General features: G+C 64.6%; 23 protein-coding genes and 1 riboswitch. Of the genes, 18 read left to right on the forward strand and 5 right to left on the reverse strand.

Annotated elements, in window-relative coordinates:
• Positions 1-148 precede the first annotated feature (148 nt).
• Positions 149-571 (forward strand): DNA polymerase III subunit chi, encoded by a 423-nt coding sequence (locus BM338_RS11185; RefSeq protein ID WP_090450943.1) that lies wholly within the window; start codon positions 149-151, stop codon positions 569-571.
• A gap of 170 nt (positions 572-741) precedes the next feature.
• Here the strand turns inward: BM338_RS11185 and BM338_RS11190 are convergent, their stop codons facing one another.
• Positions 742-4,287: a hybrid sensor histidine kinase/response regulator gene (locus tag BM338_RS11190; RefSeq protein ID WP_090450944.1), complete on the reverse strand. Its 3,546-nt coding sequence runs from the start codon at positions 4,285-4,287 to the stop codon at positions 742-744.
• Between the two features lie 87 nt (positions 4,288-4,374).
• Here BM338_RS11190 and BM338_RS11195 point away from each other — a divergent pair, with 87 nt between their 5' ends.
• The 5 genes from BM338_RS11195 (at position 4,375) to BM338_RS11215 (ending at position 9,462) form a co-directional block, all read left to right on the forward strand.
• The gene (locus BM338_RS11195) at positions 4,375-5,847 is read left to right on the forward strand and encodes a GTPase (RefSeq protein WP_090450945.1); all 1,473 of its coding nucleotides are present in this window, start codon (positions 4,375-4,377) and stop codon (positions 5,845-5,847) included.
• Positions 5,848-6,354: 507 nt separating this feature from the next.
• On the forward strand, positions 6,355-6,972 hold the full coding sequence (locus tag BM338_RS11200; protein WP_090450946.1) for a YceI family protein: 618 nt from the start codon (positions 6,355-6,357) through the stop codon (positions 6,970-6,972).
• Positions 6,969-7,550 (forward strand): cytochrome b, encoded by a 582-nt coding sequence (locus BM338_RS11205; protein WP_090450947.1) that lies wholly within the window; start codon positions 6,969-6,971, stop codon positions 7,548-7,550. Before BM338_RS11200 ends, BM338_RS11205 begins: the two co-directional genes overlap by 4 nt.
• Positions 7,547-8,101 carry a YceI family protein gene (locus tag BM338_RS11210; protein ID WP_090450948.1) on the forward strand — a complete coding sequence of 185 codons (555 nt, stop codon included), beginning with the start codon at positions 7,547-7,549 and terminating at the stop codon, positions 8,099-8,101. The genes BM338_RS11205 and BM338_RS11210 overlap by 4 nt, the downstream gene beginning before the upstream one ends.
• Before the next feature lie 20 nt (positions 8,102-8,121).
• A complete protein-coding gene (locus BM338_RS11215) occupies positions 8,122-9,462 on the forward strand; it encodes a GTP-binding protein (protein ID WP_090450949.1) in 1,341 nt (446 codons plus the stop codon).
• A 76-nt stretch (positions 9,463-9,538) separates the two neighbouring features.
• Here the strand turns inward: BM338_RS11215 and BM338_RS11220 are convergent, their stop codons facing one another.
• Positions 9,539-9,775: a glutaredoxin family protein gene (locus BM338_RS11220; protein WP_090450950.1), complete on the reverse strand. Its 237-nt coding sequence runs from the start codon at positions 9,773-9,775 to the stop codon at positions 9,539-9,541.
• An 81-nt stretch (positions 9,776-9,856) separates the two neighbouring features.
• Between BM338_RS11220 and BM338_RS11225 the strand changes: the two genes are divergently transcribed.
• The 4 genes from BM338_RS11225 (at position 9,857) to BM338_RS11240 (ending at position 16,568) form a co-directional block, all read left to right on the forward strand.
• Positions 9,857-11,239 carry an L-serine ammonia-lyase gene (locus BM338_RS11225; RefSeq protein WP_090450951.1) on the forward strand — a complete coding sequence of 461 codons (1,383 nt, stop codon included), beginning with the start codon at positions 9,857-9,859 and terminating at the stop codon, positions 11,237-11,239.
• A gap of 232 nt (positions 11,240-11,471) precedes the next feature.
• Positions 11,472-14,237 carry a LysM peptidoglycan-binding domain-containing protein gene (locus BM338_RS11230; protein WP_090450952.1) on the forward strand — a complete coding sequence of 922 codons (2,766 nt, stop codon included), beginning with the start codon at positions 11,472-11,474 and terminating at the stop codon, positions 14,235-14,237.
• A gap of 253 nt (positions 14,238-14,490) precedes the next feature.
• Complete coding sequence (locus tag BM338_RS11235; RefSeq protein WP_090450953.1) at positions 14,491-16,155, forward strand: APC family permease; 1,665 nt, start codon at positions 14,491-14,493, stop codon at positions 16,153-16,155.
• Between the two features lie 149 nt (positions 16,156-16,304).
• A complete protein-coding gene (locus tag BM338_RS11240; protein WP_090450954.1) occupies positions 16,305-16,568 on the forward strand; it encodes a hypothetical protein in 264 nt (87 codons plus the stop codon).
• Between the two features lie 38 nt (positions 16,569-16,606).
• Here the strand turns inward: BM338_RS11240 and BM338_RS11245 are convergent, their stop codons facing one another.
• The 3 genes from BM338_RS11245 to BM338_RS11255 all read right to left on the reverse strand — a co-directional run bounded on the left by BM338_RS11245 (position 16,607) and on the right by BM338_RS11255 (position 19,984).
• Positions 16,607-17,692: a homoserine dehydrogenase family protein gene (locus tag BM338_RS11245; RefSeq protein WP_090450955.1), complete on the reverse strand. Its 1,086-nt coding sequence runs from the start codon at positions 17,690-17,692 to the stop codon at positions 16,607-16,609.
• The gene (metB, locus tag BM338_RS11250; RefSeq protein WP_090450956.1) at positions 17,689-18,879 is read right to left on the reverse strand and encodes a cystathionine gamma-synthase; all 1,191 of its coding nucleotides are present in this window, start codon (positions 18,877-18,879) and stop codon (positions 17,689-17,691) included. Before metB ends, BM338_RS11245 begins: the two co-directional genes overlap by 4 nt.
• A 67-nt stretch (positions 18,880-18,946) precedes the next feature.
• Entirely contained in the window at positions 18,947-19,984 is a 1,038-nt protein-coding gene (locus BM338_RS11255; RefSeq protein ID WP_090450957.1) for a homoserine O-succinyltransferase MetX, read from the reverse strand.
• A 77-nt stretch (positions 19,985-20,061) separates the two neighbouring features.
• A riboswitch (SAM riboswitch) is annotated at positions 20,062-20,177 on the reverse strand.
• A 178-nt stretch (positions 20,178-20,355) separates the two neighbouring features.
• Between BM338_RS11255 and BM338_RS11260 the strand changes: the two genes are divergently transcribed.
• The 8 genes from BM338_RS11260 to BM338_RS11295 all read left to right on the forward strand — a co-directional run bounded on the left by BM338_RS11260 (position 20,356) and on the right by BM338_RS11295 (position 26,678).
• Entirely contained in the window at positions 20,356-21,093 is a 738-nt protein-coding gene (locus BM338_RS11260) for a 2OG-Fe dioxygenase family protein (protein ID WP_090450958.1), read from the forward strand.
• Positions 21,094-21,463: 370 nt separating this feature from the next.
• A complete protein-coding gene (locus tag BM338_RS11265) occupies positions 21,464-21,817 on the forward strand; it encodes a DUF1304 domain-containing protein (RefSeq protein WP_090450959.1) in 354 nt (117 codons plus the stop codon).
• A 22-nt stretch (positions 21,818-21,839) separates the two neighbouring features.
• Positions 21,840-22,520, forward strand: a complete 681-nt coding sequence (locus BM338_RS11270) for a M24 family metallopeptidase (RefSeq protein WP_090450960.1) — start codon at positions 21,840-21,842, stop codon at positions 22,518-22,520.
• Between the two features lie 91 nt (positions 22,521-22,611).
• Positions 22,612-23,781, forward strand: a complete 1,170-nt coding sequence (locus BM338_RS11275) for a fatty acid desaturase family protein (RefSeq protein WP_090450961.1) — start codon at positions 22,612-22,614, stop codon at positions 23,779-23,781.
• Positions 23,782-23,907: 126 nt separating this feature from the next.
• Positions 23,908-24,396, forward strand: coding sequence for a GFA family protein (locus BM338_RS11280; protein WP_090450962.1), 489 nt, complete (start codon positions 23,908-23,910; stop codon positions 24,394-24,396).
• Positions 24,397-24,445: 49 nt separating this feature from the next.
• On the forward strand, positions 24,446-24,703 hold the full coding sequence (locus BM338_RS11285) for a type II toxin-antitoxin system Phd/YefM family antitoxin (protein ID WP_090450963.1): 258 nt from the start codon (positions 24,446-24,448) through the stop codon (positions 24,701-24,703).
• Positions 24,691-25,014: a type II toxin-antitoxin system RelE/ParE family toxin gene (locus BM338_RS11290; RefSeq protein WP_090450964.1), complete on the forward strand. Its 324-nt coding sequence runs from the start codon at positions 24,691-24,693 to the stop codon at positions 25,012-25,014. The genes BM338_RS11285 and BM338_RS11290 overlap by 13 nt, the downstream gene beginning before the upstream one ends.
• Positions 25,015-25,076: 62 nt before the next feature.
• Positions 25,077-26,678 (forward strand): peptide chain release factor 3, encoded by a 1,602-nt coding sequence (locus tag BM338_RS11295; RefSeq protein WP_090450965.1) that lies wholly within the window; start codon positions 25,077-25,079, stop codon positions 26,676-26,678.
• Positions 26,679-26,733: the final 55 nt, after the last annotated feature.

Genomic DNA, 26,733 nt, shown 5'->3' on the forward strand with positions numbered 1-26,733 from the left:
CGTCATTCCGGCGCAGGCCATAATCCAGTGGCGTTAATGCCCGATGCGAAGAGCGGAATTTGAGTGCTTCGCACTGGTTACTTAACTGGATTCCGGCCTTCGCCGGAATGACGAGCAAAAAACACCTATCCCTATCGACTCAATAGCCATGCCCCGCGCCGACTTCTACCTGATCGACAAGCCGCGCTTCCGCGAACAGCCGCTGCTGCTGGTGTGCGAGCTGGCGAAGCGCGCGTATGCCGCACAGCAGCCGACCATGATCCTCACCCGCGATTTCGAGCAGGCCGAGGCCATCGACGAGTTATTGTGGGCATTCGACGACGATGCGTTCATTCCGCATCAGCTGGCGGGCGACGATGACGACGCGAATACCGCGGTGCTAATCGTGCCACCAGGTATCGACGCAACGGATCGCCCGATGGTGATCAACCTGCGCGAGACCTGCCCCACCGGCCACTACGAACGCGTGCTGGAAGTGGTGGCCGCCGACCCGGCCGAGCGCGAGGGTTCGCGTACACGCTGGGGTGAGTACAGGCGGCTGGGTGTGGAAGTCGCAAAGCACGATATGTGACGCCACCTTTAGCCCCTCTCCCTGCGGGAGAGGGGTCGGGGTGAGGGTTCCGGGCTTGTGCGAGCATTCATCGCAGCCCCTCTGTCGAACCCTCATCCGTTGCGACCAAAGAGAGTCCCCGTGGGACCGGCACCTTCTCCCGAAGGGAGAAGGATCTATACCAGGCAGCCTTAGATAGGCGCCTGCTCTGCAGCCACGGCGTTTGCCAGCGCCTCCGCCAGTTGCTCACCCGTCACCGGCTTGCGCAGGAATCCATCCATGCCCGCTTCGCGCGAGCGGGCCTCCTCGTCACTGCCGGAACGCGCGGTAATGGCGATAAGTGGCAGGTGTTCGCCATCGCCTTCACGCATACGGATCAGGCGAGCGATCTGGAAACCGTCTACACCGGGCAGGTCCAGATCCAGCAACACGACGTCGTAAGTGTTCTGGCTCAGCTCGGTCATCGCTGCGAGACCGTGACCGACGTAACGCACCCGATGGCCTTGCCGTTCCAGCAGACCACGCACCACCGCTGCCACGATCGCGTCGTCTTCCACTAGCAGGATGCGCAGGCCTTCGGCTTCGCTGGCGCGGACGGGCGCTGCAGCAGTAATGATTTCGCCTTCCACGATCTCCAGTGGCAGGTGCACGTGGAAGCTGCTGCCGTGTGCCACCTTCGATTCGAGTTCGATGCTGCCGCCCATCATCGCCACCAGTTCGCGGCAGATCGCAAGGCCGAGTCCACTGCCGACTTTGCGCTGCGGACCGGTCGCCTGTTCGAAACGCTGAAACAGGCGCGCCTGGCTCGCCTCGGGAATGCCGGGGCCAGTGTCGATCACGCTGAAGTGCAGACCGTTTGCATCACGCAAGGCGCGCAGGGTCACGCTGCCGTGCTCGGTGAACTTCAACGCGTTGTTGGCAAGGTTGAGCAGGATCTGCTGCACGCGCAGCGCATCACCCATGACACGCGCAGGCAGGTCGTCGGCCATCGCCAGCTGGAAATGCAGGCCCTTGGCGCGCGCCTGGCCCTGTTCGAGCTGCGCCACTTCCTGCACCAGCGCGCGCGGATCGAACGGCGCGAGATCGAGTGACAGGCGGCCGGCTTCGATGCGGGCCAGATCCAGCGCGTCGTTGAGCAGCTTGAGCAGCATCTTGCCGGAGCGCTGGATGGCTTCGGCGTAGTCATGCTGCTGCGGGCCGAGCGGCGTGCTCAGCAACAATTCCGCCATGCCCATCACGCCGGTCATCGGCGTGCGTATCTCGTGGCTCAGGGTGGCGAGGAACTGCGTCTTGGCGGCGCTCGCCTGCTCGGCAAGACGGCTGCGCTGTTCGGCCAGCTGAATCTGATGGCGCTGCGCCAGGCGGCGGCGCCATACCAGCAGTACCATCAAGCCCACCAGCGCGGCGAACAGGATATAGGCGCACCACGCCCACCAACGCACCCACGGTGGCGCCTGCACATGGATACGCAACGGCTGGGACAGCGAACCCCATTCGCCATCCGCACCCGCGCCCATCACATTCAAGGTGTAATCGCCCGCGGCCAGGCCCGCGAATTCGCGCTCGCCGCGCGCACCGGTGTCGACCCAATCATTGTCGAGGCCATCGAGACGGAAGCGATAACGATTGTTCGCAGGGTTGATGTAGGAGAACACGCGTGCATCGACATTGAGACCGCGATCGCGCCAGCCGAGCTCCAGCCCATCCTGACGCAATGGCTGGGCAAGCACCCCGCTTTGCGTGCGCACGCCGATGCCAGTGATGGCCAGCGGCGGCACCGCGCTGCCGCCATCGCTCTGGTCGGGATTGAAACCGATCACGCCGCCCATGGTCGGCGCGTAAATGTTGCCGTCGGGCATGCGCGCGAAGCCGCGGAAAAATTCGCCGTTGCTCAGGCCGTCCTGCAAGCCAAACGCGCGGAACGTGCCGCTGTCGGGATCAAAGCGCCACATGCCATCGCGGCCGAGTAGCCATACGCGTCCGCGCTTGTCCACCGCGACGTCGACGACATTGACCGAGGGCCAGCCGTGGTGCGCATCGATCTTGCGATCCAGCGCCAATCCATCGCCTTCGTAGTGATAAAACTCCAGACCATCGGGACGGGCCAGCCACATGCCATCAGGGGTGAAGTCGAAGGCATCCACCGCGCGGTCGTTGCGCACACCCGGCACCGGTTCGAAATGATCGCGGGTGGCATCGAGCCGCAGCAGGCCTCCGTCGCTGGCGTACCAGAACACGCCGTTCTTCAAAGTCAGCTGGCTGCCCCAGCGCGCCTTTTCATCGGCCGGCAGGATCGCCACCGGTGTGACCGCCAGCGTTTCCTGGTCGACGCGGAACAGGCCTTCGCTGAAGCTGCGCGCGTATAACTTGCCATCCGGCCCCAGTTCCACTTCCAGCGGATGCGCCATGCCATGTCCGGCACTGGGTACGCGGTCGAGCTTGCCATTGGCGTAGCGAAACAGGCCGCCCTGCACCGTGATCCACAAGCGATCCTGTGCGTCCTGGGTCATGCCCACCACATCGCCGCGCATATCGGAAAGCACATGCTCGGCCTTGCCAGTGGTGGGATCGAGTTTGTCCACGCGACCGTTGCGCGCGCCGACCCAAATGCGCCCGTCACGGCCGCGTGCCACCGAGTTGGCGACGGAATCGCGCAGGCTCTCGTTGTCCTCGGGCATGTGCGTGAAGCGGCTTACGTTATTCCAGCTGGGCGCGAGATAGGCCACGCCGCCGTCGAACAGGGCAATCCATAAACCGCCTTCGCGATCCGGTAGGATCTTCCACACCCAGGTGCCCGGCAGGTTGCCGTAAAGCAGCGGCTGATTGACCAGCGGCTGCACCGGACCGCCCGGCACCGTCTGCAGATACATGCCGCGCTGCGTGCCGATCCACAGACGTCCGGCGCGATCGCGCGTGCTGCTCAGCACGTTGAAGTCGGCGATGTCCTTGCAGAACATGCGCATCACGCCATCTTTGTCCACTACCAGCAGACCGCGCGCAGAGGCGATGCGCACCTCGTCGCCGTCGCCTTCGATACGCCAGGCGTCCACGATTTCAGAAGGATGCTCATACGGCACCGGGCGGATGACGCCGTTGGTATCGCGAAGGAAGACACCGTTGGTGCCACCGATCCACAGACGTTGCTTTGCGTCCACATAGAGCGCGCCCACTGCGCCAAAACCGCCGACGTCGCGGTTAGGTGCCGGGATGTGCTCGAAACCCGTGCCATCAGGGCGCATACGATCCAACCCCAGCGCCGTGCCCACCAGCAACGCGCCGTCCGAGTCGAGCTTGATCACCCACACCTTGTCGCTACTCAGGCTGTGCGGATCAGCCGGATCGTGCGCCCAATGCTGAAACTTGTCAGTCTGCGGGTCATAGCGGTTCAGTGCCGCTTCCAGGCCGCCAGCCCATAGATGTCCCGAGCGGTCGAAGGCCAGGGTGGAAATACCGTTGTCGCGCAGCGAGCCGGGATCGTCCGCCACATGGCGGAATACTTTGAAGCCTACGCCGTCATAGCGCGCGATGCCGCCCTTGGTGGCAAACCACATGGCGCCGTCCGGCCCTTGCACCACTGTGTACACGCTGCTGCTTGGCAGACCATTGACGGTGCCATAGCGGCGAAACTGGGGCGTGGGCAGCATGCCGCCCGATGGCGCCGATAGTGGCGCCACTGTCTCGGCCACCGTCGGCGACGACGCCAGCAACGCCAGGCTCAATAGCAACGAAGACAGCATGCCTTCCCCCTCCGAAGCACACGATCATGCCAAATCCCCCAGGGCTTAACGAGTGTCCAGTGCTGCGACATGACTAGAATGCCCGTCATGTCCCGACGCCCAAGACTGCTACTGGCCGCACTCGCCATCGCCGCCCTGGTGTGGCTGCTGTTCGCTGCGGCCGAACGTGCGCTGGCCCTGGCCCAGCGCTTTCTGCAATTGCCGGCCTGGCTGCAATGGACGCTGGGCTCGGCCCTGGCGCTGTTCGCCCTGCTCGGCCTTGGCGTGCTGTGGTGGCTGTTCCGGCCGCGCCGCAAGCGGCGGCCCGTACCGGCGCCGGACCGCGGCAGCCTGGAACAACGCATCGATCAACTGCAAAACCGCGGCGCCAACACCGGCGCGCTCGGCGCCGAATTAGGCGAGCTGGACCGCCGCCGCGCGACGGCGCGCGTCTACGTGGCGCTGTTCGGCGAGATCTCCACCGGCAAGTCCACATTGATCCGCGCTCTCGCGCCGCATGCGGCCGCGATCAGCGATGTGCGCGGCGGCACCACCCAGCAGGTCAGCCACGTCGATGGACAACTGCCCGATGGCCGTACCCTGGTACTCGCCGACGTGCCGGGCAGCCGCGAGACCAACGGCGAAGCCCACGAAACCCTGGCCCGCCAGGAAGCCCTGCGCGCGCATGCGGTGATCTATGTCTGCGCCGGTGACCTCACCCGCAGCCAGGCGCAGGAAGTGCGCTGGCTCGGCGACTTCGGCAAACCGCTGCTGCTGGTGCTCAACAAAGCCGACCAGTGGAGCGACGCCGAACGCGATCTGCTGCTGCATCGCCTGCGCCAGCAAAGCCACGACATTGCCGCCACGGTAGTCGCCATCAGCGCCGGTGGCAGCGAACGTTACCAGCGCACCCTCGCCGATGGCGGCATCGAACAGATCGAACGCCAGCGCAAACCCGCCGTCGAGCCGCTGCTCAAGGCCCTGATGCGCGTGATCGCGCCCGGCACCGAAGGCCTGGAACCGCAACGCGAACAAGCCGTACTCGCCGGTCTGCACGAACGCATCGGCACACTGGAAACACAAACCCGCGCCGCCGAAGCCGAACGCATCGTGCGCAAATACGCGCGCCGCGCCATCGTCGGCGCCCTCGCGGCGGTAGCGCCCGGTAGCGACCTGATCATCCAGGGCGCCCTCGCCGCCGCCCTCACCCGCGAACTCGCCGAGCTCTACGGCATACGCGTCACCGACGTGCAGATCGACGACTTCATCCAACAAGCCAAACTCACCCTGCGCACCGGCAGCTCCATCGTCCTCGCCATCGCCGGCAACGCCCTCAAAGCCTTTCCCGGATTGGGCACACTCGGCGGCGGCGTCCTCCACGCCTTCGCCTACGCCCTCATCTTCGACAGCCTAGGCCGCGCCCTCGCCGCCTCCCTCGCCGAACGAAACACCCTCGACCAGCAAGATGCCGGGGCGCGACTCAAGACCTTGCTTGCTGATAGCGGCGGTGCGCGAGTGAAAGAGCTGGCGACGTTGACGATGGAGGCGTGGAGGGAAAGGGAGAGGGAGAAGAGTGAGTGAGGGGTGGTTCGTAAATCGCGCGCACTGCAATCCATCAATAGCAACACTGTCTCGAGCACCCACCCCTCACCCCAACCCTCTCCCCGAAGGGGAGAGGGAGATGTTGCGCTTCGATAAAGGACGGACGATCAGGCCAAGGAAAAAACTATCCCGATGCCTGACACTGGAAAAGGCGGAGCTACAGAGCCCGCCGCAAGCTCTTCAGGCCATTTCTCTTTGGTTACTTTCTCTTTGGGCCAGCAAAGAGAAAGTGACCCGGACGGCGGCAGCGGTTCGGAAGCCCGCGGCAGGCGAACCCGGGCACGCAGACGCTAAAACCGAGCGATAAGGCACTGGATTCCGGCGTGCGCCGGAATGACGAAGTAGGGACGAAGTAGGAGTGAGTGTCGCAAGGGCCGAACCCTCTCCCGGAGGGAGAGGGAGCAAAGCAAAGGACGCGCTCACGGAAACAATCCGTTCCCCCAAACCCGCTGGCGCCCCCACCCCCGATCCGCCAGACTCCCCCGCATGTCCAAACCACGCACCAGCCACCTCATCGCACTCGCCCTGAGCGCCCTGCTGGCCTGCGCAACCGCCCACGCCGCATCAAGCACCTACCGTTACGACACCACCCACAGCCAGATCCTTTTCAGCATCGACCACAACGGCTACTCGCGGCCATTTGGACGGCTGCACATCGCACGCGGCTGGCTGCGTTTCGATCCCGACGACTGGAGCCGCTCGGCCACCGAACTGGACATCGACCTGGACAGCCTCGACATGGGCGACAAGGAATGGAATGCGGCCGTGCTCAAGCCTTCGTTCCTCGATAGCGGCAAGGCGCGCTACGCGCATTTCGTCAGCACCTCGGTGGAACGCAAGGACGATACGCACGGCGTGCTGCATGGGCAGCTCAGCCTGCGCGGCATCACCCGTCCGGTCGAGCTGCCGTTCACCGTGAACCGGGTCGCCAAGACCATCTACGGACTGCATACGGTCGCCGGCTTCTCCGCCACCGCCATGCTGGACCGCACCGACTTCGGCATCACCGCCAACCCGGGAGCCATTGGCCGCTCGGTCATGGTGTGGCTGGAATTGGAAGCTATCCTCGACGACACCGCTCAGACCAACAAGGAGTCTTCATGAGCCTGCGCAGCAACGACCGCCAGTGGGGTTCGGTCGCCAAATTCTTTCACTGGACCATGGCACTGCTCATCCTGGGCAACGGTATCTTCGGGCTGCTGATGGATCTGGCCAGCAATCCGATGCAGAAGATCAACTGGCTGGCCTTGCACAAGTCGATCGGACTCACCGTGCTGGCGCTGTTCTTGCTGCGTCTGTTGTGGCGCTTTGGCGACAAGCGTCCGCGCGAAGAACCCGCGCCGCGCTGGCAGCAAGTGGCCGCCCACGTCACGCATGCCGCGCTGTATCTGTTGATCGTGGCCTTGCCGCTCAGCGGCTGGTGGTTCAATTCGGTCGCCGGCAAGCCGCTGCAGTTCTTCAAGCAGCTCAACCTGCCCGCGATCGCCGGCGCCAATCCCGACATCAGCGACCTGGCCCACGAAGTGCACGAATACCTGTTCTGGTTTCTGCTGCTGGTGCTGGCAGCGCATATCGGTGGCGCGCTGAAACATCACCTCGTTGATCGCGACAATACCCTGCTCCGCATGCTCCCCTTCCGCCGCCTGCGCGACGGCATCCGCTCCCAAGGAGATCGCTCATGAAAACCCTCACCCGTTTGGCTCCCCTGCTGCTCGCACTGGCTCTGCCCGGTCTGGCAAGCGCCGCCGACTACACCGTGCAGACGGGCAGCAAGCTCGGTTTCTCCGGTACGTTCCAGGGCGCCGGCTTCGACGGCAGCTTTGGCAAGTGGACCGCGGTGATCAGCTACGACGCGGCCAAGCTGGCCAGTTCGAAGTTCGATGTAGAAGTGGATCTCGCCAGCGTGAAAACCGGTGACAAGGACCGCGACGGCGCGCTGCCGGGTTCGGATTTCTTCAACGTCGCCAAGTTTCCCAAAGCACATTTCGTCACCACCGGCTTCCGCCAGAATGGCGCGCAGGTGATTGCCGACGGCAACCTCACCCTGCGCGGCGTGACCAAGCCGGTGAGCCTCAACGTCACCTTCAAGCCGCAGGGCACGGGTGCCACGCTGGATGTGGCCGGCACGGTCAAGCGTCTCGACTTTGGCGTGGGCGGCGGTGACTACGCCGACACCTCGGTGATCGGTGGCGACGTGAAGGTAACGGCGCACGTCGTGCTCGCAGCGAAGTAAACGAGTCGGAATAAACCCGCATGAGTGAAGGCACGCTGTGGCAGCGTCTGCGCGGCTGGCTGACGCCGGAGCAGACAAGCACTGCCGCGGCGGCGCCGGACGGAACGCGCATGGCGGACAGCCTGCGCCATCTGCTCGACGACCCGGGCATTCCGGCAAGCATTCGCAGCGAACTCGCCGAAGATTTCGGCCGTGTGGAGACCATGCTCGACCGTCTGCAGCGCGGCGAGCTGCATGTGGCGGTGTTCGGTCGTGTGTCCGCTGGCAAGTCCGCGCTGGGCAACGCACTGCTGGGACGCGAAGCGTTTACCGTGGGCGTTCTGCACGGCACCACCACGCAAGCCGAGCAGGCCACGCTGGATGAAGCTATCCAGGATGGGCTGGTGCTGATCGATACGCCCGGCATCAACGAACTGGATGGCGACGCACGCGAACGGCTCGCATTCGAAGTAGCGGAAGTCAGCGACCTGGTGGTGTTCGTCGCGGATGGCGACCTTACGCGCGACGAACTGGATGCGCTGAAGCTGCTCGCCGCTACGCAGCGCCCGGTGCTGCTGGCACTGAACAAGTCGGATCGCTACAGCCCCGACGAACGCGCTTCATTGATCGCGCATCTGCGCGAACGCACACACGGCCTGGTACGCGCCGAGGATGTGGTGGCGGTCGCCGCGCGCCCTTCGCCGCAGCGCGTGATTGAGGTCGGCGCCGACGGCCGCGACCATGCACGCGAAACATCAGCACCGCCTGAAGTGGCCGCACTGCGTGAGCGACTGATCGGCATTGCACAACGCGAAGGCAAGACCATCGCCGCGCTCAATGCCGGCCTTTATGCCAGCCGGCTGACCGATCAGGTCAGCACGCGTATTGCCGAAAGCCGGCGCCAGCTCGCCACCAAGGTGATCCGGCAGTACTGCCTCGCCAAAGGCGTGGCGGTAGCGCTCAATCCGATTCCCGTGGCTGATCTGCTGGCGGCGGCCGGCCTCGATGCGGCGATGGTGTTGCAGTTGTCGCGCGTGTATGGACTGCCACTGACGCGCGCGGAATCCGGGCGCCTGGTGGCGGTGATTTCCGCGCAACTGATCGCGTTGATGAGTGCGATCTGGGGCGTGCATCTGGTGGCGTCCACGCTCAAGGGTGTCAGCGCTGGTCTTTCGGTCGTCATCACCGCGGCGGCACAAGGTGCGCTGGCGTGGTACGCCACCGTGCTGATCGGCCGCGCGGCGGAGCGTTACCTGGTGGCTGGCAAATCCTGGGGCGAGCTGGGTGCCAAGCGTGCGGTGGCGGAGATTGTCGCCAGCCTGGATCGCGATTCGATCCTGCGTGAAGCGCGCGAGGAAATCCTCAAGCGGCTGAAGCGCTGAAGCCGCTCTTTTGTAGGAGCGCACCCTGTGCGCGACCGGGATAACGCTTCGTAGGTGTCGCGCACAGGGTGCGCTCCTACAGGTCTGCAGTCAGAAACTGACGCAGCGCCGACGCATCGAACGGCCAATCCAGCTCCCGTCCATCGCGCACATCGCGCAACACGGGCACCCGCGTGCCGTAGCGTTCTTCCAGCCCCGCGTCGTCATCCACCCAAACGCTATCGAAATCCGGCGCACGCGCCTCGGCCATCACGGCAAGCGCCTGATCGCACAGGTGGCAGTAGTCGCGCTGGTAGAGGATCAGGTCGGCCATAACAAACGGAAGCGTACGGACTGCGGGGCGCCAGAGGGACGCGTAGAATAGCGGGCTCCCTCCCTAGCCCGCAGCATCGCCATGGCCGTCAGCGTATTCGACCTGTTCAAGATCGGTATTGGTCCCTCCTCTTCGCATACGGTGGGCCCGATGCGCGCTGCCGCGCGTTTCGCCGAGCGCTGGCTGGAAGAGAAAGGCGTGCTTGACCGCGTGGCGCGCCTGCGCGCCGAACTGTACGGCTCGCTGGCGATGACCGGTCGCGGCCACGGTACCGACAAGGCGGTGCTGCTCGGCTTCGAAGGCGAGCATCCCGATACGGTCGACCCCGACCGCATTCCGGAAGTGCTGGAGCGCATCCGCGGTACGCATCGCCTGCGCGTGCTGGGCAAGCATGACATCGAGTTCGACGAGAAACGCGACCTGGTGTTCAACAAGCGCCAGAAGCTGCCGTTCCACACCAACGGCATGCGCTTCACCGCCTACGACGCCGACGGCAATGAGCTGGGCACGCGCGACTACTACTCGGTGGGCGGCGGCTTTGTAGTGAACCAGGACGAGGCGGCGGAAGACCGCATCGTGGCCGACACCACCGCGCAGCCCTATGCGTTCTCCACCGGCGACGAAATGCTCGCGCTCTGCGCGCAGCACAAGCTCACCATCGCGCAGCTGATGATGGAGAACGAGAAAGTCTGGCGCAGCGAGGCGGAAACCCGCGCCGGCCTGCTGACCATCTGGAAGGCCATGCAAGATTGCGTCAATCGCGGCCTGCGTTCGCCCGGCGTGCTGCCGGGCGGCCTCAAGGTGACGCGTCGCGCGCCGGCGATGGCCGCCGAGCTGCGCGATCAACCCGAGGCGGCGTTGAAGGATCCGCTCACCATCCTCGACTGGGTGAATCTCTACGCGCTGGCGGTGAATGAAGAAAACGCCGCGGGCGGCCGTGTGGTCACCGCACCGACCAATGGCGCGGCAGGCATCGTGCCGGCGGTGCTGCACTACTACCACCGCTTCTGCCCCAAATCGAACGACGACGGCGTGATCGAATTCCTGCTCACCGCCGCCGCCATCGGCATCCTCTACAAGGAGAACGCCTCGATCTCCGGTGCCGAAGTGGGCTGCCAGGGCGAAGTAGGCGTGGCCTGTTCGATGGCTGCCGGCGGCCTCACCGCCGCGCTCGGCGGCAATGTGCTGCAGGTGGAGAATGCCGCCGAGATCGGCATGGAACACAACCTGGGCCTCACCTGCGACCCGATCGGTGGCCTGGTGCAGATTCCCTGTATCGAGCGCAACGCGATGGGTTCGGTGAAGGCGATCAATGCCAGCCGCATGGCGTTGAAGAGCGATGGCAAGCATCGCGTGTCGCTGGACAAGGTGATCGCCACCATGCGCGACACTGGGCGCGACATGAAGGACAAGTACAAGGAAACCTCGCGCGGCGGCCTGGCGGTCAATGTGATCGAGTGCTGAGGGAAACACTCCCTCGCCCGCCCTCCATCCGCCGCAACGTCACCCGGGTCGCGCGAACCCGCTAATTGCGGCGGCGCATTTTCTCGCGCCGACCACGCGCGCAGCGCGCTGCATGGGCGATGCGCAGCGCTGATGCGGGCGCAAGAAACTGAGCCTAGGGAAAGTCCGTATTGCCGTGTGATGACAGCGGTTCTAAATGCCGAGCCATTCCCCACGGCATGGAAGTTCCGCCATGACATACGTCGCCCCCAGCGCATCCGCCACCTACACGCAGCCCCAACTCCCGCCACCGCAGACCTACACCTCCACCGGCAAGGAGACGGTCACGCAGGTCGCCCAGCAGCATGGCGTCACGCCGGAGGAACTGGCGCGGACCAATGGCATCAGCGTAGACAGCGCGCTATCGCTCGGCCAAGTGCTGACCCTGCCGCCCCACGCGACAGCGCTGACGACTGCGCAGGCTGCACCCGCACCACAAACGCCGGCGCAGAAAACCGACGCAGCCATCGCCGCCTATCAGGCTGCCGTGAAGGAACACGACGACGTCATGCGCAACGCGCCGCACAACGGCGGCATTCGCCAGGACCTGGACACCAGCGAGCTAGACAAAGTCGACGCCGCGAAGAAAGCCATGGACCAGGCGATCGGCGAGGAGATCGCCGGCCAGGTCGCCTTGCGCAACCAGGGCGTACCGATGGAGTTCCGCACACCGACCGATCAGCTGATCGCCAGCGCCGGCAACACGATCCTGGCGCGCCACGCAGGCGATCCGGCGCTCACTTCTACCCTCAATAGCTCCATCCACTCCTACACGGTGCAGAGCGATGCCAATGCGCTGATCCCGGAGTACTCCGGCGACTGGAGCCCGACCGACAAGCTCAAGGGCATCATCCTGGACGGTCAGCCACCGGAGGTGGTCGACGCCGTGCTCGCTGACCCACGCGTGCAGGGTTGGATCAAAGATGCCGCCAGCCAGGTCGACCAGCCCTACAACGGCGTCAGCAACTATGCTGACGCCGAGACCCATGCTACCGATGCTGCCCAGCGCCTGCTCAATACCGTGCAGGGCCTGCCCCCGCCGCTGGCCGCGGCGGTGGTTAACCAAAGCATGCCCACGATCCAGAAGATCGCGCAGTGCGAGATGGTCAGCGGCGGCGAGGGCGCCTACGGCACCATGCAGCGCGTGGTCAGCGCACTGGGTGAAGGGCCTCAGGCGCAGGACCTTGCCAACCAGATCGCCGGCGCTTACGTGCACCAGGCCGAGCGCTGGGCAGGCTTCACGACTGACGCCACCAAGTTCGCCGTATCCGACGGCGCCAGCCCCACGCTCGCCATGGCGCTGGCAAATGCCCTGCGCCAGGACGGCAAGAGCGACCAGGCCGACGGCATCGTGAATCTTGCTACCCAGGGACTGCAGCAGTACCTCGCCAACGGCAAGGACAGTCCGCTCAAGGCCTACGAGGACGCGCACGGCGCGGCGGAAGAGAAGGACAAGCGCCTGTCGCAGCTACTCGCCAACGCCGGACCGCTCGACGATGACCAGAAGAAGAAATTCGTCGAGGCCTACACCAAGGATCCGGACAACGCGAAGGTGTACCAGGCCGACGCCGATGCCGCGAAGAACCTCGCGTCCTACATGGATGCCCACAAAAACGACCTGCTGTCAGCGGCCGGGAACAGTCCGGATGCTGCCAAGCAGCTGTACCAGTGCATGAAGGACCTGACGCAGTCCGGCCAGGGCAAGACCGCCTTGGAATTCGCCGATGCCATCAAGGCAGACAGCCCGGCATCCCAGGCCTTCAGCGCGTTCTCCGACTACGAAAGTGACTTCCTGCCCAAGGCGATCGCTTCGGCGCAGGGCCAGCTGCTGGTCGAGGAAAAAGGCGACAGCAAGACCGCGACCGACAAACTGCTCGAACTGGCCGAGCCGCTGTTCAAGGACAAGGAAGGCTGGGCGTCGATGAAGGAGAACTACCAGCGACTCGGCGAGAACGAGAACAAAGCGTTCGACCCGAAGCAGTTGGGCGAGGAGTTCGCCAAGCTCGGCCCGGCGGGCAAAGGACTGGCGATGGCCTCCGTCATGGTCAGCGCCTACAACGGCGGCCAGGCGGACAACATCACCGCCATGATCGGTGCCTACAGCATGGCCGGCGGCAACGCGGCAGGCCTCGCCAGCGGCGCCGTGCAGTATCTGGCCGATGCCGGCAAGCTCGGGCGCTACACCGAATCGGCTCAGGCCTTCGCCCAGTTCAGCGCGCGCTTCGTCCCCGGCCTGGCAGTGATCGCCAGCACCGCCTCGTTCGCGACGGATTTCAACAAGCTCAAGAGCGATCCCGTCTACGCTGGCGCGGTGGTGGGCGACCTCTTCTCGGTGATGGGTAGCGTGCTGGAAACGACCGGCGCCGGCGAAGTGCCCGGCGCCTTCCTCAACGGCGTCGGCTTTTTCCTCTCCGCGCCGTTCCAGTTCGTCGGCGGGCTGATCGACGGCAACAAGGAAGCGAGCGAGCTGCACAAGGAGGTCGAGAAATATCTGGGCAAGGATGGCGTAGGCCTGGACGATCCGACCAGCAAGGCGCTGGCACAAAGCGATCCGGACCAGGTCAAGCAGTGGCTGGCCACCGGTATATCGCCGGACAAGCTGCAGGATCTGGCGAAGCTCGATCCGAACCTGCTGCAGAGCGAGCATGGCTACGGCCCTAATATCGTCTCGTTGCCGGACCTGGAGAAGCGCACCGGGCTCAGCGGCGACGACATGTACAACATGCTCATGGCCGCCAATGGGAATGACACTTCGGGCGCCGGCGTATCAGAGGTGATGCATGTGCTTGGCCACCCCGGTTGGTTCCCGCAATCGGCTAATGCACATACCAGGACAGAACTGGCCGCGAGTTTCCTCGCCCAAGCACAAAGCCTGCAGAGCGACGCTGCGGGCGACCCGAACGTAGCCGCGCAAGCGGCCGCACTGAATCGCGCTGCTGATTGGCTGCAGCACAACTGACGACCATCGGCCGGGGCCATGCAGTGTGCGCCCCGGTCGGCGTCGTGCGAAGACTGTCCATACGCCGATGAATGGACGACAGAGGCATTTCCGCCATGGGGAATGGTGCGCCGCGACACTCACTTGGGGCCATCCCGGCGACGGTGGCCCTATGACTTCCGCAGGCTGACAGCCGCGCGAGGGGCTGTCATGATCCCGCCTTTGTGCCGTTCCGATGGGCGGCCGTTCGAGATCCAATCCAGCGGGAGCCTGCATGTCCTCTTCCAGCCCTATCCGACGCGAAGTCGGTCCGTTCGCGCTCATGCTTACCGGCCTGGGTTCCATCATCGGCTCCGGCTGGCTGTTCGGCGCATGGCGCGCGGCGGGTCTCGCCGGCCCGGGCGCGGTCTGGGCCTGGATACTCGGCGCCGCGATCATCATGACTATCGCGCTGACTTATGCAGAGTTGGGCTCGATGTTTCCCGAGTCGGGCGGCATGGTGCGCTACAGCCACTACTCGCATGGCTCGCTGGTGGGTTTCATCGGCGCGTGGGCCAACTGGATCGCCATCGTGTCGGTGATTCCGGTGGAAGCGGAAGCTTCGGTGCAGTACATGGCTTCGTGGCCATGGCAATGGGCGCATGACTTGTATATGCACATGCCGGACGGGCATGGCGAACTGTCGGTGCCGGGTTTATGGATCGCCGCCGTGCTGGTGATCATCTACTTCCTGCTCAACTTCTGGAGCGTGAAGTTGTTCGCGCGTTCCAACACCTTGATTACGGTATTCAAGCTGGTCGTGCCGGCAGCCACCGGCCTGGCACTGATCGCCAGCGGCTTCCACAGCGAGAACTTCTCGGTGGGCGTGCATGGCGATGCGCACTCGATCGATTTCGCCGCCGTGCTTACCGCCGTCGCCACCGCCGGCATCGTTTTCAGCTTCAACGGTTTCCAGAGTCCGGTGAACCTCGCAGGCGAAGCACATAACCCGGGCAAGAGCATTCCGTTTGCGGTGATCGGCTCCATCGTGCTGGCCACCATCGTCTACATCATTCTGCAGGTGGCCTACATCGGTTCGGTGCCGCCGGACATGCTGGCCAAGGCCGGCTGGCACGGTATCGACTTCCGCTCGCCGTTCGCTGAGCTGGCGATCATCGTCAACCTGCACTGGCTGGCGATGCTGTTGTACGTCGACGCCTTCATCAGCCCCAGCGGCACCGGCATCACCTACACCGCCACCACCGCGCGCATGATCTACGGCATGGAGCGCAACGGCACGCTGCCCAAGATCCTCGGCAGCATCCATCCGAAGTGGGGTATCCCGCGTCCGGCGATGTGGTTCAACCTGCTGGTGTCCTACCTGTTCCTGTTCAAGTTCCGCGGCTGGGGCACGCTGGCGGCGGTGATCTCGGTAGCGACGATCATTTCGTACCTCACCGGCCCGGTGAGCGCGATGACCCTGCGCCGCACCGCGCCGGAACTGCACCGCCCGCTGCGCATCGCCGGCCTGCCGATCCTTGCCGGCGTCGCCTTCATCATGGCGACCGAACTGCTGTATTGGGCCAAGTGGCCGCTGACCGGCGAGATCATCCTGCTGATGGTCGTCGCGCTGCCGGTGTACTTCTACTACCAGGCCAAGGCTGGCTGGCATGACTTCGGCCGCCAGTTGAAGGGTGCGTGGTGGCTGATCTGCTACCTACCGACGCTGGCGTTGGTGTCGTGGGCTGGCAGCACCATGTTCGGTGGCGCCGGCTATCTGCCGTACGGCATGGACCTGGCCGTGGTCGCGGTGGTGGGCCTGGTGTTCTACGTATGGGGCGTGAAGTCCGGCTGGCGCACGCCGTCAGTGGAAGCTGCGCTGCTGGAAGCGAAAGCACACCCTGGCGCGCCGGTGGTGCCGCCGGATGAATTCGAGTCCGAGCGCATGACGGGGCATTGAGCACACTCTTTGCTACATAAAAAAAACGCGGCTTCAAGCCGCGTTTTTTTATGTAGCAAACATGCCCCTGTTTATAGTTCGTGTCCGCACGCTAGGATCAGCGGAATCAAGGGAGCCGTGTCGGCCAGCCCAGCATCAAGGAGGATGTTATGACGCCTTTTCTATGGTTTAGCCTGTCGCTCCGCATTATCGGTGCATGGACAATCGTCACCGGCCTCGAAATGGCGGTAACGGCGTTCAACGTTACCCGTGGCTTGAGCAATGCACTGGAATACTCAGCCTGGGCATTCTTCAATCAAACCATTGCGCATCTGGTGATCGGTCTTGTACTGGTCAAATTTGCGCCGTTGCTCGCGCAATGGGCCTACCCTCGCGCTAAAGCCTCTTTGCAAGAGGAAGGCGCCGAAGCCTGATCACGGATTGAGGCAGGTCGGTACATCCACAACCTGCCTCAGGCAAGAGCCAGCACGTCGCCAAGCAGTGCCTGCGCCGTCACTTCCGGCCCTGCGCCCGGCCCCTGGATTACCAGCGGCTGCGAGTGATAGCGGGTGGTGGTGAGGGCGAACTGGTTGTCGGTGCCGTAGAGGCGTGCAGCGGGGTGTGTGACCGGCACTTCGACCAGTCCGACGCGCGCGCGGCCGCGCTGGTTGAGTCGGGCCAGGAAACGCAGCACACCGCCGCGCGCTTTCGCTTCCGCGTGACGCGCAGCCAGCGGTGCATCGAGTTCTTCGAGGCGTGACAGAAAGGTCTCGGTGTCAACCCCGCGCAGCGCTTCGGGCACCAGACTTTCCACTTCCACTTCATCGGTACCCAGGGCGAAGCCGGCGTTGCGCGCGATGATCAGCAGCTTGCGTGCTACGTCTTCGCCGGAAAGGTCAGAACGCGGATCCGGCTCGGTGTAGCCGAGCTTGCGCGCCTCACGCAGCAGCGCGGAAAACGGCTGACTGCCGTCGTACTGGTTGAACAGATAGGACAGCGAGCCGGAGAACACGCCTTCGAGCGTGAGCAAAGCGTCGCCACAGCCGCGCAGGCGGCGCAGGGTGGAGAGAACCGGCAGGCCGGCACCCACGGTCGCGGCGTCGCCGTAGCGCGCGCCATTCGCGGTGGCTGCCTGCAGTGCGCGCCAGCCCGGCAACTCGCCGCCAGCCAATGCCTTGTTGGCCGTGACCACGTGATAGCCCTTGGCCAGCCATTCCGAGTGACGCGCAGCAAGGCCCGCATTGGCCGTCGCGTCGATGATCACCTTGACCGCCGCACCGCTGGTGTCGAGCGCGGCCAACAAGGTGGCGTCGTTACGCGGATCGCCAAGCTGCTTGAGCTTTTCGCGCAGGCCGCGATCGGCCAGCTGCGCGGGATCAGTCTGCTGGCGGCGTGAATTGGCGGCGCCGACCAGGCGCAATGAAGCAGCTGCCGGCGTGTTCAACAGCTTGAGCAGCGCACCGCCAACCACCCCGGTGCCGAGCAGCACCATGGCGATGCCCGATGCGGCAGCAGGTGCCGTAGCTGGCGCTGACGCTTCGGCGAGCACCGCGCTCATGCAAGCACCCGGCGTTTCGACGCCAGCGAAACCTGTGCACGGACCAGCGCGGCATCGAGATCGCGCAGCAGATCGTCGCCGTCCTCGATGCCTACGGACAGACGCAGCAGGCTGTCGGCGATGCCGGCGGCGCGGCGCGCCTCTGGTGCCATCGATGCATGGGTCATCGACGCGGGATGAGCGATGAGACTTTCCACACCGCCCAACGACTCGGCCAGCGAGAAGTACTGCAAGCCGTCGACGAAAGCCTCGATCTGCGCCACATCGCCTTCCAGCTCGAAGCTGAGCATGGCGCCGAAGCCTTGCTGCTGGCGTGCCGCCAGCGCGTGGCCCACGTGACTTTCGAGGCCCGGATAGTAGACCTTGCGAATGGCCGCATGGCCGTCCAGACGCTCGGCGATGCGCACTGCGTTTTCCTGGTGCTGCCGCAGGCGCACGTTCAGGGTGCGCAAGCCACGCAGCGTGAGGAAGCTGTCGAACGGTGCGCCGGTGAGGCCGTTGCAGTTGCCCCACCACTTGAGCTGCTCGGCAACCGCCGCGTCGCGCGCAATCACCGCGCCGCCGACCACGTCGCTGTGACCGTTGATGTACTTGGTGGTGGAGTGCACTACCACGTCCGCGCCCAGCACGAGCGGTTGCTGCAGCGCCGGCGAAAGGAAGGTGTTGTCCACCACCACCAGTGCGCCGACGGCATGCGCGGCCTGTGCCACATGGCGGACATCGGTAATACGCAACAGCGGATTGGACGGCGTCTCCACCCACACCAGCGCGGGCTTGGACGCGAGGCCAGCGGCCAGTGCCACGCTGTCGGTGAGGTCGACAAACTCGACGCTGAAGCGCCCTTTCTTCGCCCACGCATCCAGCAACCTCCAGGTGCCACCGTAGCAATCGTGCGCAGCGAGGATCCTGGCGCCGGCCGGCACCAGTTCCAGCGCCAGCGCCACCGCGGACATGCCGCTGGACGTCACCACCGCACCCGCTCCCTGCTCCAGCTCCGCCAGCGCATTACCCAGCTGATCGCGCGTGGGGTTCCCGCTGCGCGAGTAATCGTAAGCGCGCTTGCCGCCCAGCCCTTCAAAGGCGTAGTTGGTCGACAGATGCAGCGGCGGCACCACGGCGCCATGCTGGGTATCGGACTCAATGCCGGCGCGCACGGCGCGGGTACAGGGGGCGGGGGTGTCGCTCATGGTGAATCTCCGTGTCGTGCTTGGTGCCCGGTGATGCGGATCGGGCGATGCGTGGGGACGTAAAGGGTCAGGCCAGGGCTTCGCGCAACAGCGGCGCAAGGCGGTCGGTTTCCTTGAGGAAGGCGTCGTGTCCGTAGGGCGACTCGAGCACTTCCAACGTGGCGGGGCCGTACAGGCGGCGCTGCAGTTCGCACAGGTCGGACAGCGGCACTAGGCGATCGGACGGAAAGCCGATCAGCGTGGCCGGCGCGGCAACCTGCTCGGGTGTCACGTCATGCAGGTCGATGGATTCGGATAGAGCCAGGAAGCGCTCGACGTCGAAGCGTTCGACGAAGCTGCGACCTGCGTGCTCCAGGTAATCCTCGACCGGGAAACGGAAGCGGCCGTCACGGAATTCCGGCGCGGCGGTGAAGCGGCGCGAGAACTCCTCGCTGCCACGATACGTGGTCATGGCCAACTGACGGGCCAGCGCCAGCGCCTGTTCCGGCTGGCCGGTGCTCTGGCCGAGACGCACGATGCCGCGCTGTACCGAGCGCTGCGCCGTGGCGAGGGGATGCGGACGGTGCGCGCCGGCGAGCAGCACGAGGCGGCCCAGTGCATAGGGATGACGTGCGGCGAAGGCGAGCGCAGCCATCGCGCCGTAGGAGGAGCCGATGAAGGCATGCACACGGCCGATACCCAGCGACTCGACCAGGGCGGCCAGCGCGTCGGCCTGATCCTCGCTGGAGATGGCGTCGACGCCTTCGAGATCGGCCGGGACAATCCAGTCGATCGACAGTACGCGGTAGCGATCCAGATCCACCGGCAGGCCGGCGCCCACCACCTCCTGCCACCAACCCTGCGCCGCCTCGCTATCCAGCGCGACCACGTCGCGGCTGGCCGAGATGCCGCCCTGCACGATTACCGTCGGCGCATCCGGCGCACCGCACCACAGATAACGCACATCGACTTCGCAGGGACGGCTGCCGTACTTGGGCGTGAAACGCACGCGGCGGGAGCTGCGTTGGGTGGCGAGGCGTTGCGTGGTGAGATCCGAGCGCGCGGCACCCGCCAACGTACAGTGGCTGGATGGGCTGGTCGGAACGGGCTGGGGCTGGCTGGACATCACGCTCTCCGGTTGGCATCGCCCTGCGGATCCGGAGAGGTCGCCACGCCTCCGGCAGAGCATGCCGGCGCGAAGCTCTCCCATCTCTCGGCGGCGCTGTAGCGCCTCCGCAGGAGTTGGCACCGTCGCGGAATGGATCCCGCAGGTTGCCCCGGCTTCAAAGGGCCTGTCCCTCAGCCGGTCTCGATGAGTAGAACGGACTGTATCGATGCAAAGTCTACTGTGTCAATAGACGTCTAAACGTCTACACATCCATTTCGCGACATTGGCCAAAATCCTATAGCCGTCCAAAGGCCCGGAAGGCGCATGGCTGCGCCATATGCGGCCTCCCGCGAGGCGTTATGATGGGCTTCCCCTCAAGCCTCCCCGCCATGACCGACCACCAGGCCTCCAGCCCCGAAACCCTGCAAACCCTGATCCGCCAGGACGGCTTTGCCTTTGTTACGCCCGAAACCATGCGCCGCCTGCTGGCACCCACCGGCCATCTGGTGGACTGGACCGCGTTTGCCGCCAGCTGGGAGCAGTTGGGGCCGGATACCTACCTGGCCGCCAAGGGCCGCCACCGCCGGCGCCGCCATGCAGTGTTCTCGGCCGGCCCGGCCGGCGGGTTCACGCGCCCGCCGCATCAGCCGCACTATCAGAGTCTCGACTACAACAGTCTGCAGGGCGGTATCGAGCGCTGGTTTGAGCCGGTGCTGCCAGCTATTGCCGATGGTTCGAGCATGCAGTGCATCCTGCATTTCTGTCGCGACTTCTTCGGCACACTCGCGCCGTCCGTTCGCCAGTGGCATGTCGAGGTGCATCAGTTCCGTATCGAGGCGCGCATCGGCGAGGCCGGCGAGCCCACCCCCGAAGGCGTCCATCGCGACGGTGTGGACTATGTGCTAGTGCTGCTGATCGATCGGGTGAATATCGAAAGCGGCACCACCAGCATCCACGCACCGGATGGCGAGCTATTGGGCAGCTTCACGCTCACCCACCCGCTGGACGCCGCCCTGGTCGACGATGCCCGCGTCTGCCATGGCGTCACTGCCGTCACACCGCACGACCCCACCCAGCCGGCGCATCGCGATGTGCTGGTGGTGACGTTCCGCGCGGTCGAAAGCTAGGAAGCAGACGAACCGGCGAGGCCGTCTCCAGGGCCCCTCAGATCTGTTCCACGCAGGCGTCACCGTTGTTGTTTGCGCGCAGCTCGCCGTTGCGTTGGCGAAGGCAGACTGGATGTCTGTCGAGACAGCGCGGCGGCGAGCTGCGCGCAAACAACAACGGCCCAACCTTTTGTTTTCAGATGCGTGGGTGATCTCCCGAAGGCGCGCTGCGGTCACCGCGCGGCTCGACCTGACGGCCAGTCAGGCGCTTCACCACGCGGTGACCGCAGCGCGCCTTCGGGAGATCATGCCGCCTGCGTGGAACAGATCTGAGGGGCCCAGGCTATGCTGCACCCGCTACCCGTTCCGGGTGTTACTCAGGGGAACCCACGTGTCCACCATCGCCAGTCTCGTGATCGCCCTCGTCGCCTTGCTACACCTGTGGTTCCTGGTGCTGGAGATGTTCCTGTGGGACAAACCGGCGGGGCGCCGGGCTTTCGGCACGACCGCAGAGTTCGCCGCACAGTCGAAAGTGCTGGCCGCCAATCAGGGGTTGTACAACGGCTTTCTGGCGGCAGGTCTGATCTGGGGCTTGTGGCTCGGCGACAGCGGCATGCCAGTGAAATACTTCTTCCTTATCTGCGTACTGATCGCCGGCATCTATGGCGGGCTTACAGCCAGCCGCAAGATTCTCTGGATCCAGGCACTGCCCGCAGCACTCGGCCTTGTCCTGCTTTGGCTTTGATATTCACCCAGCTTTCCCAGCTATGACTACGACCACCCCGACACCCTCCCGCGAAGCGGTCGGCACCAGCTTTGACCCCAAAGCCATGCAGCACGCACGGGAACAAAGCTGGGCCGCGCTGCGCGGCATTTGCGAGCGCATGCGCCCTGGCATCAGCGAAGACGAAGCGAAAGCCGAAGCCGCCGAAGTGTTCAAAGCACTCGGCATGGAGCGGCTATGGCACCCGGTGATCATCCGCATCGGCGAAAACACCACCAAGATCTACCGCGAGCGTTCGACGCCCGATGTGCGGCTGGGCGAGAACGACATCTACTTCATCGATCTCGGCCTGGTCTTCGATGGCCATGAAGGCGATGTCGGCGACACCTTCGTCACCGGCCATGCCCCCGAGAAGCTGGCCTGCGCCGAGGCCGCACGCATGCTGTTCAAGCGGGTCGCCGACGCGTGGCGCACGCAAGAGCTGAGCGGCGAGGCTCTGTATGCCTTTGCCGGCGAGCAGGCCGAGGCGATGGGCTGGCGCCTGAATCACGCCATCAAAGGCCACCGCGTCAGCGACTTTCCCCATTCGGTACACAAGGCCGGCGATCTTGGCGAACTGGGCGCCACGCCTTCGGGCGGCTTGTGGATTCTGGAAATCCAGATCGCGCATCCTTCCGAACCCTATGGCGCGTTCTACGAAGATCTGTTGACCCGCACGCCGTAGTCCAAGGCTGAGCCACGTCCCTGTCACCCCTCCAACACGCGCTTATCAGCGTATCGATTACCATGCACTCTCCTTCCCCCGAGTGCACGGCATGTCGCCTGAGTCATCTCATCGAACGGCCGATGCCGCTCGATCCCCGCAGACGGATGCCTTCACGGATCGGCTGAAGTTCAACGGCGACAACACGTTCCAGCGTGAACTGCGGCGGCGTGTCGAGGACTATTTCAAACGCAGCGGGCACCCGCAGCGCGACAACGCACGCATGTATGTGAAGACGGCGATCATTCTCGCCACCTTCATCGCCTCGTATGTGCTGCTGGTGTTTTTCGCGGCGACCTGGTGGCAGGGTCTGCTGCTCAGCATCGTGCTCGGCTTTGCCACAGCGCAGATCGGTTTCAGCATCCAGCACGATGCCGGCCATCAGGCGTATTCAGAGCGCCGCTGGGTCAACCGATGGATGGCCATGACGCTCGACCTGGTCGGCGGCAGTTCGTATCTCTGGCATTGGAAGCACGCGCGCTTCCACCACACCTACGTCAATATCGACGGCTACGACAGCGATATCAGCCTGGGCGCCCTGGCGCGGTTCTCACCGCAGCAAAAACACCATTGGCACCATCGCTGGCAGCACATCTACCTGTGGATGCTCTACGGCCTCACTGTGGTGAGCTGGCATTTGCATGACGACTTTCGCGACATCATCACCGGCACCATCGGCAAGCGCCGCATCCCGCGGCCGCGCGGCAAGGATCTGGCGGTTTTCGTGCTGGGCAAGCTGGTCTTTTTTACGCTCGCTTTCGGCTTGCCTCTGGTCTTTCATTCCATCGGCACGGTCTTGCTCTATTACGCCGTGGTCGCCGTCGTCACCGGTTTCCAGCTTGCCGTGGTGTTCCAGCTGGCGCACGCAGTCGAAGAGGCGACGTTTCCGCTGCCGGACGAATCGGGGCGCATGGACAAGCCATGGGCGATCCACCAGTTGGAAACCACGGCGAACTTCTCGCGCAACAGCCGGGTGATCACCTGGCTGGTCGGCGGCCTCAATTTCCAGGTCGAGCACCATCTCTTTCCGCGTATCTGCCACCTGCACTACCCGGCCATTTCGCGGGTAGTCGAGGCGACCTGCCGCGAGTACGGCGTCCCTTACCACGTGAATCGCTCATTCGGTGCCGGCATCGCCTCACACTACCGATGGCTGCGGCGGATGGGTCGGCTGGAACTGGTACCCGAGCCGCCAATACCTGCATTGGTGCCACAAACCTGAGTCCCGATAGACGATAGCCGGGACCCGTGCGGGTTCGCGAGGGCTCAAGCCCGCCATCCCCGCCCAGGCACGGCCCGACCCGCGGGAGTAGGCTAGCGAGCCCGTGTTCCCGACAGGAGCATCGCGATGGCCATCCTCGAGCTTCCACTGGAAGGTGGTTGCACCTGTGGCGGCGTGCGTTACCGGCTGAGCAGCAAGCCGCTGATCGTGCATTGCTGCCACTGCCGCTGGTGTCAGCGCGAGACCGGCACGGCGTTCGCGCTCAACGCGATGATCGAGACCGATCGTGTGGTGCTGCTCAAGGGGCGTCCACTGCTGGAGACCATCCCCTCCTTCAGCGGCAAAGGCCAGCAGATCGCCCGCTGCCCCGACTGCCTGATCGCACTGTGGAGTCACTACGCCGGCGGAGGAAGCACCTTCGCCTATGTGAGGGTGGGCACCCTGGACGACCCCGATCGATTACCACCGGACGTGCATATCTTCACCATGAGCAAGCAGCCCTGGGTGGCGCTGTCGGAGGGCGTGCCGGCGATGGCTGAGTTTTATTCGCGCAACACAGTGTGGCGCGCGGAAAGCCTGGAACGGCGGCGGATCGCACTGGAAGGACACCCTTGAGCAGGCCCATAAGTTGCGTCGGGCAAAGTGACACTTTAGTATCACTTTCATGCGCACTGAACTCGTCACTACCCTGAAACGCCAGGCAACGGAGCTTCTCGCTGAGCTGGAGCGGGACCGCGAACCCATCCTGATTACGCAGCACGGCCTGCCCAGCGCGTATCTGGTCGATGTAGCATCTTTTGAAAAACTGCAGCAGCGCATGTCGCTGCTGGAAGGCATCGCCCGGGGCGAACGTGCGCTCGAAGAAGGCCGCACCCTGACCCAGTCCCAGGCCAAGACGCGCATGGCGCGATGGCTGAAGTAACCCGCCACGAGATTATCTGGACCGAGCCCGCGCTGGCCGAACTGGACGAGATCGCCGATTACATTGCACTGGATGATCCACAGGCCGCACGCGGCCTGGTGCAGCGGGTTTTCGCCCATGTCACCCAACTGGCTGACCATCCGGCTAGCGGATCGAAACCTCCCGAACTGAAGGGCTGGCGCTATCGTCAGATCATCGAGCCTCCCTGCCGGGGCTTCTACCGAGTCGATGCCGGCAAGGTCGTCATCCTCTACGTCATGCGCAGCGAGCAACTTCTGCGGTCCAGCCACCTGACAGACCGGGGACCCTGAAGGCCGGGGGCCGACCGTTCCACGGTATCATTACCGGTTCGCGCCCTCTCAGCCCTTCCGGTATGTCCACCCATCTCGCCGAAACCCGCCGCCGCCGCACCTTCGCCATCGTCAGCCATCCTGACGCGGGCAAGACCACGCTGACCGAAAAGCTGCTGCTGTTCGGCGGCGCGATCCAGATGGCTGGCTCGGTAAAGGGGCGCAAGGCGGCGCGCCATGCCACCTCGGACTGGATGGCGCTGGAAAAGGAGCGCGGCATTTCGGTGACCTCGTCGGTGATGCAGTTCCCGTACGAAGACAAGATCATCAACCTGCTCGACACCCCGGGCCATGCGGACTTCTCGGAAGACACCTACCGCGTGCTCACTGCGGTGGACTCGGCACTGATGGTGATCGACTGCGCCAAGGGCGTGGAGGAGCGCACCATCAAGCTGATGGAAGTGTGCCGCCTGCGCGACACGCCGATCATGACCTTCATCAACAAGCTCGACCGCGAAGGTCGCTCGCCGATCGAACTGCTGGATGAAGTGGAGTCCGTACTCGGCATCGCCTGCGCGCCGCTGACCTGGCCGATCGGCATGGGCAAGCGTTTGAAGGGTGTGTATCACCTGCTGCTCGACGAAGTGCATGTGTTCGAGCCGGGCAAGAATTTCACGCGGCAGGACTCGACCATCTTCAAGGGTCTCGACGCACCGGGCCTGGAAGCGGCCATCGGCACCGAAGCCATGCGCGAGCTGCGCGACGAACTGGAGCTGGTGCAGGGTGCCTCGCATCCGTTCGACCTCGACCAATACCTGGCCGGCAAGCTCACGCCAGTGTTCTTTGGCTCGGCGGTGAACAACTTCGGCGTGCAGTTGCTGCTCGACTTCTTTGTGGAGCATGCACCCTCGCCCAAGCCGCGCGACACGCTGACGCGCGAAGTCGAGCCCACCGAAGACAAGCTCACCGGCTTCGTGTTCAAGATCCAGGCAAACATGGATCCGGCGCACCGCGACCGCGTGGCCTTCATGCGCGTGTGTTCGGGTACCTACACGGCTGGCATGAAGATGATCCAGACGCGCACCGGCAAGGAAGTGCGCATTGCCAATGCGCTGACTTTCATGGCGAGCGACCGCGAGATCGTGGAAAGCGCCTTCCCCGGCGACGTGATCGGTCTGCACAACCACGGCACCATCAGCATCGGCGACACCTTCTCCGAGGGTGAGCCGGTGTCGTTCACCGGCATTCCCAACTTCGCGCCGGAACTGTTCCGCCGCGCGCGCCTGCGCGATCCGCTGAAAATGAAGGCGTTACAGAAGGGCCTGGCGCAGTTGTCGGAAGAAGGCGCCACGCAGTTCTTCCGCCCGCTGATGAGCAACGACCTGGTGCTCGGCGCGGTCGGCGTGCTGCAGTTCGACGTAGTGGCGTATCGCTTGAAGGATGAATACGGCGTTGATGCGAGCTTCGAGACGGTCGGCGTCGTCACTGCGCGCTGGGTGCATTGCGATGACGCGAAGAAGCTGGAGGAATTCCGCGAGAAGAACGCGATGAATCTCGGCATCGATGCGGCGGGCGAGCTGGTGTATCTGGCGCCGTCGCGGGTGAATCTGCAGCTGGCGCAGGAACGCTGGCCGCAGGTGCGCTTCTCGGCAACGCGCGAGCACGCGGCGTCGGTAGACGTCTGAGGCAGTGCTAATCCGGGACCGTAGGGCCGTGCCCATCAGTTTCCCGCGTGACTGA

This window comes from Dyella sp. OK004, assembly GCF_900114495.1.
Taxonomy (GTDB): Bacteria; Pseudomonadota; Gammaproteobacteria; order Xanthomonadales; family Rhodanobacteraceae; genus Dyella_D.

What these genes read in the sequence shown, in the direction of transcription:
- BM338_RS11185 (WP_090450943.1), top strand. Translation starts at nt 149, where the DNA reads ATGCCCCGCGCCGACTTCTACCTGATCGACAAGCCGCGCTTCCGCGAA.
- BM338_RS11190 (WP_090450944.1), bottom strand. Translation starts at nt 4,287, where the DNA reads ATGCTGTCTTCGTTGCTATTGAGCCTGGCGTTGCTGGCGTCGTCGCCG.
- BM338_RS11195 (WP_090450945.1), top strand. Translation starts at nt 4,375, where the DNA reads ATGTCCCGACGCCCAAGACTGCTACTGGCCGCACTCGCCATCGCCGCC.
- BM338_RS11200 (WP_090450946.1), top strand. Translation starts at nt 6,355, where the DNA reads ATGTCCAAACCACGCACCAGCCACCTCATCGCACTCGCCCTGAGCGCC.
- BM338_RS11205 (WP_090450947.1), top strand. Translation starts at nt 6,969, where the DNA reads ATGAGCCTGCGCAGCAACGACCGCCAGTGGGGTTCGGTCGCCAAATTC.
- BM338_RS11210 (WP_090450948.1), top strand. Translation starts at nt 7,547, where the DNA reads ATGAAAACCCTCACCCGTTTGGCTCCCCTGCTGCTCGCACTGGCTCTG.
- BM338_RS11215 (WP_090450949.1), top strand. Translation starts at nt 8,122, where the DNA reads ATGAGTGAAGGCACGCTGTGGCAGCGTCTGCGCGGCTGGCTGACGCCG.
- BM338_RS11220 (WP_090450950.1), bottom strand. Translation starts at nt 9,775, where the DNA reads ATGGCCGACCTGATCCTCTACCAGCGCGACTACTGCCACCTGTGCGAT.
- BM338_RS11225 (WP_090450951.1), top strand. Translation starts at nt 9,857, where the DNA reads ATGGCCGTCAGCGTATTCGACCTGTTCAAGATCGGTATTGGTCCCTCC.
- BM338_RS11230 (WP_090450952.1), top strand. Translation starts at nt 11,472, where the DNA reads ATGACATACGTCGCCCCCAGCGCATCCGCCACCTACACGCAGCCCCAA.
- BM338_RS11235 (WP_090450953.1), top strand. Translation starts at nt 14,491, where the DNA reads ATGTCCTCTTCCAGCCCTATCCGACGCGAAGTCGGTCCGTTCGCGCTC.
- BM338_RS11240 (WP_090450954.1), top strand. Translation starts at nt 16,305, where the DNA reads ATGACGCCTTTTCTATGGTTTAGCCTGTCGCTCCGCATTATCGGTGCA.
- BM338_RS11245 (WP_090450955.1), bottom strand. Translation starts at nt 17,692, where the DNA reads ATGAGCGCGGTGCTCGCCGAAGCGTCAGCGCCAGCTACGGCACCTGCT.
- metB (WP_090450956.1), bottom strand. Translation starts at nt 18,879, where the DNA reads ATGAGCGACACCCCCGCCCCCTGTACCCGCGCCGTGCGCGCCGGCATT.
- BM338_RS11255 (WP_090450957.1), bottom strand. Translation starts at nt 19,984, where the DNA reads ATGTCCAGCCAGCCCCAGCCCGTTCCGACCAGCCCATCCAGCCACTGT.
- BM338_RS11260 (WP_090450958.1), top strand. Translation starts at nt 20,356, where the DNA reads ATGACCGACCACCAGGCCTCCAGCCCCGAAACCCTGCAAACCCTGATC.
- BM338_RS11270 (WP_090450960.1), top strand. Translation starts at nt 21,840, where the DNA reads ATGACTACGACCACCCCGACACCCTCCCGCGAAGCGGTCGGCACCAGC.
- BM338_RS11275 (WP_090450961.1), top strand. Translation starts at nt 22,612, where the DNA reads ATGTCGCCTGAGTCATCTCATCGAACGGCCGATGCCGCTCGATCCCCG.
- BM338_RS11280 (WP_090450962.1), top strand. Translation starts at nt 23,908, where the DNA reads ATGGCCATCCTCGAGCTTCCACTGGAAGGTGGTTGCACCTGTGGCGGC.
- BM338_RS11285 (WP_090450963.1), top strand. Translation starts at nt 24,446, where the DNA reads ATGCGCACTGAACTCGTCACTACCCTGAAACGCCAGGCAACGGAGCTT.
- BM338_RS11290 (WP_090450964.1), top strand. Translation starts at nt 24,691, where the DNA reads ATGGCTGAAGTAACCCGCCACGAGATTATCTGGACCGAGCCCGCGCTG.
- BM338_RS11295 (WP_090450965.1), top strand. Translation starts at nt 25,077, where the DNA reads ATGTCCACCCATCTCGCCGAAACCCGCCGCCGCCGCACCTTCGCCATC.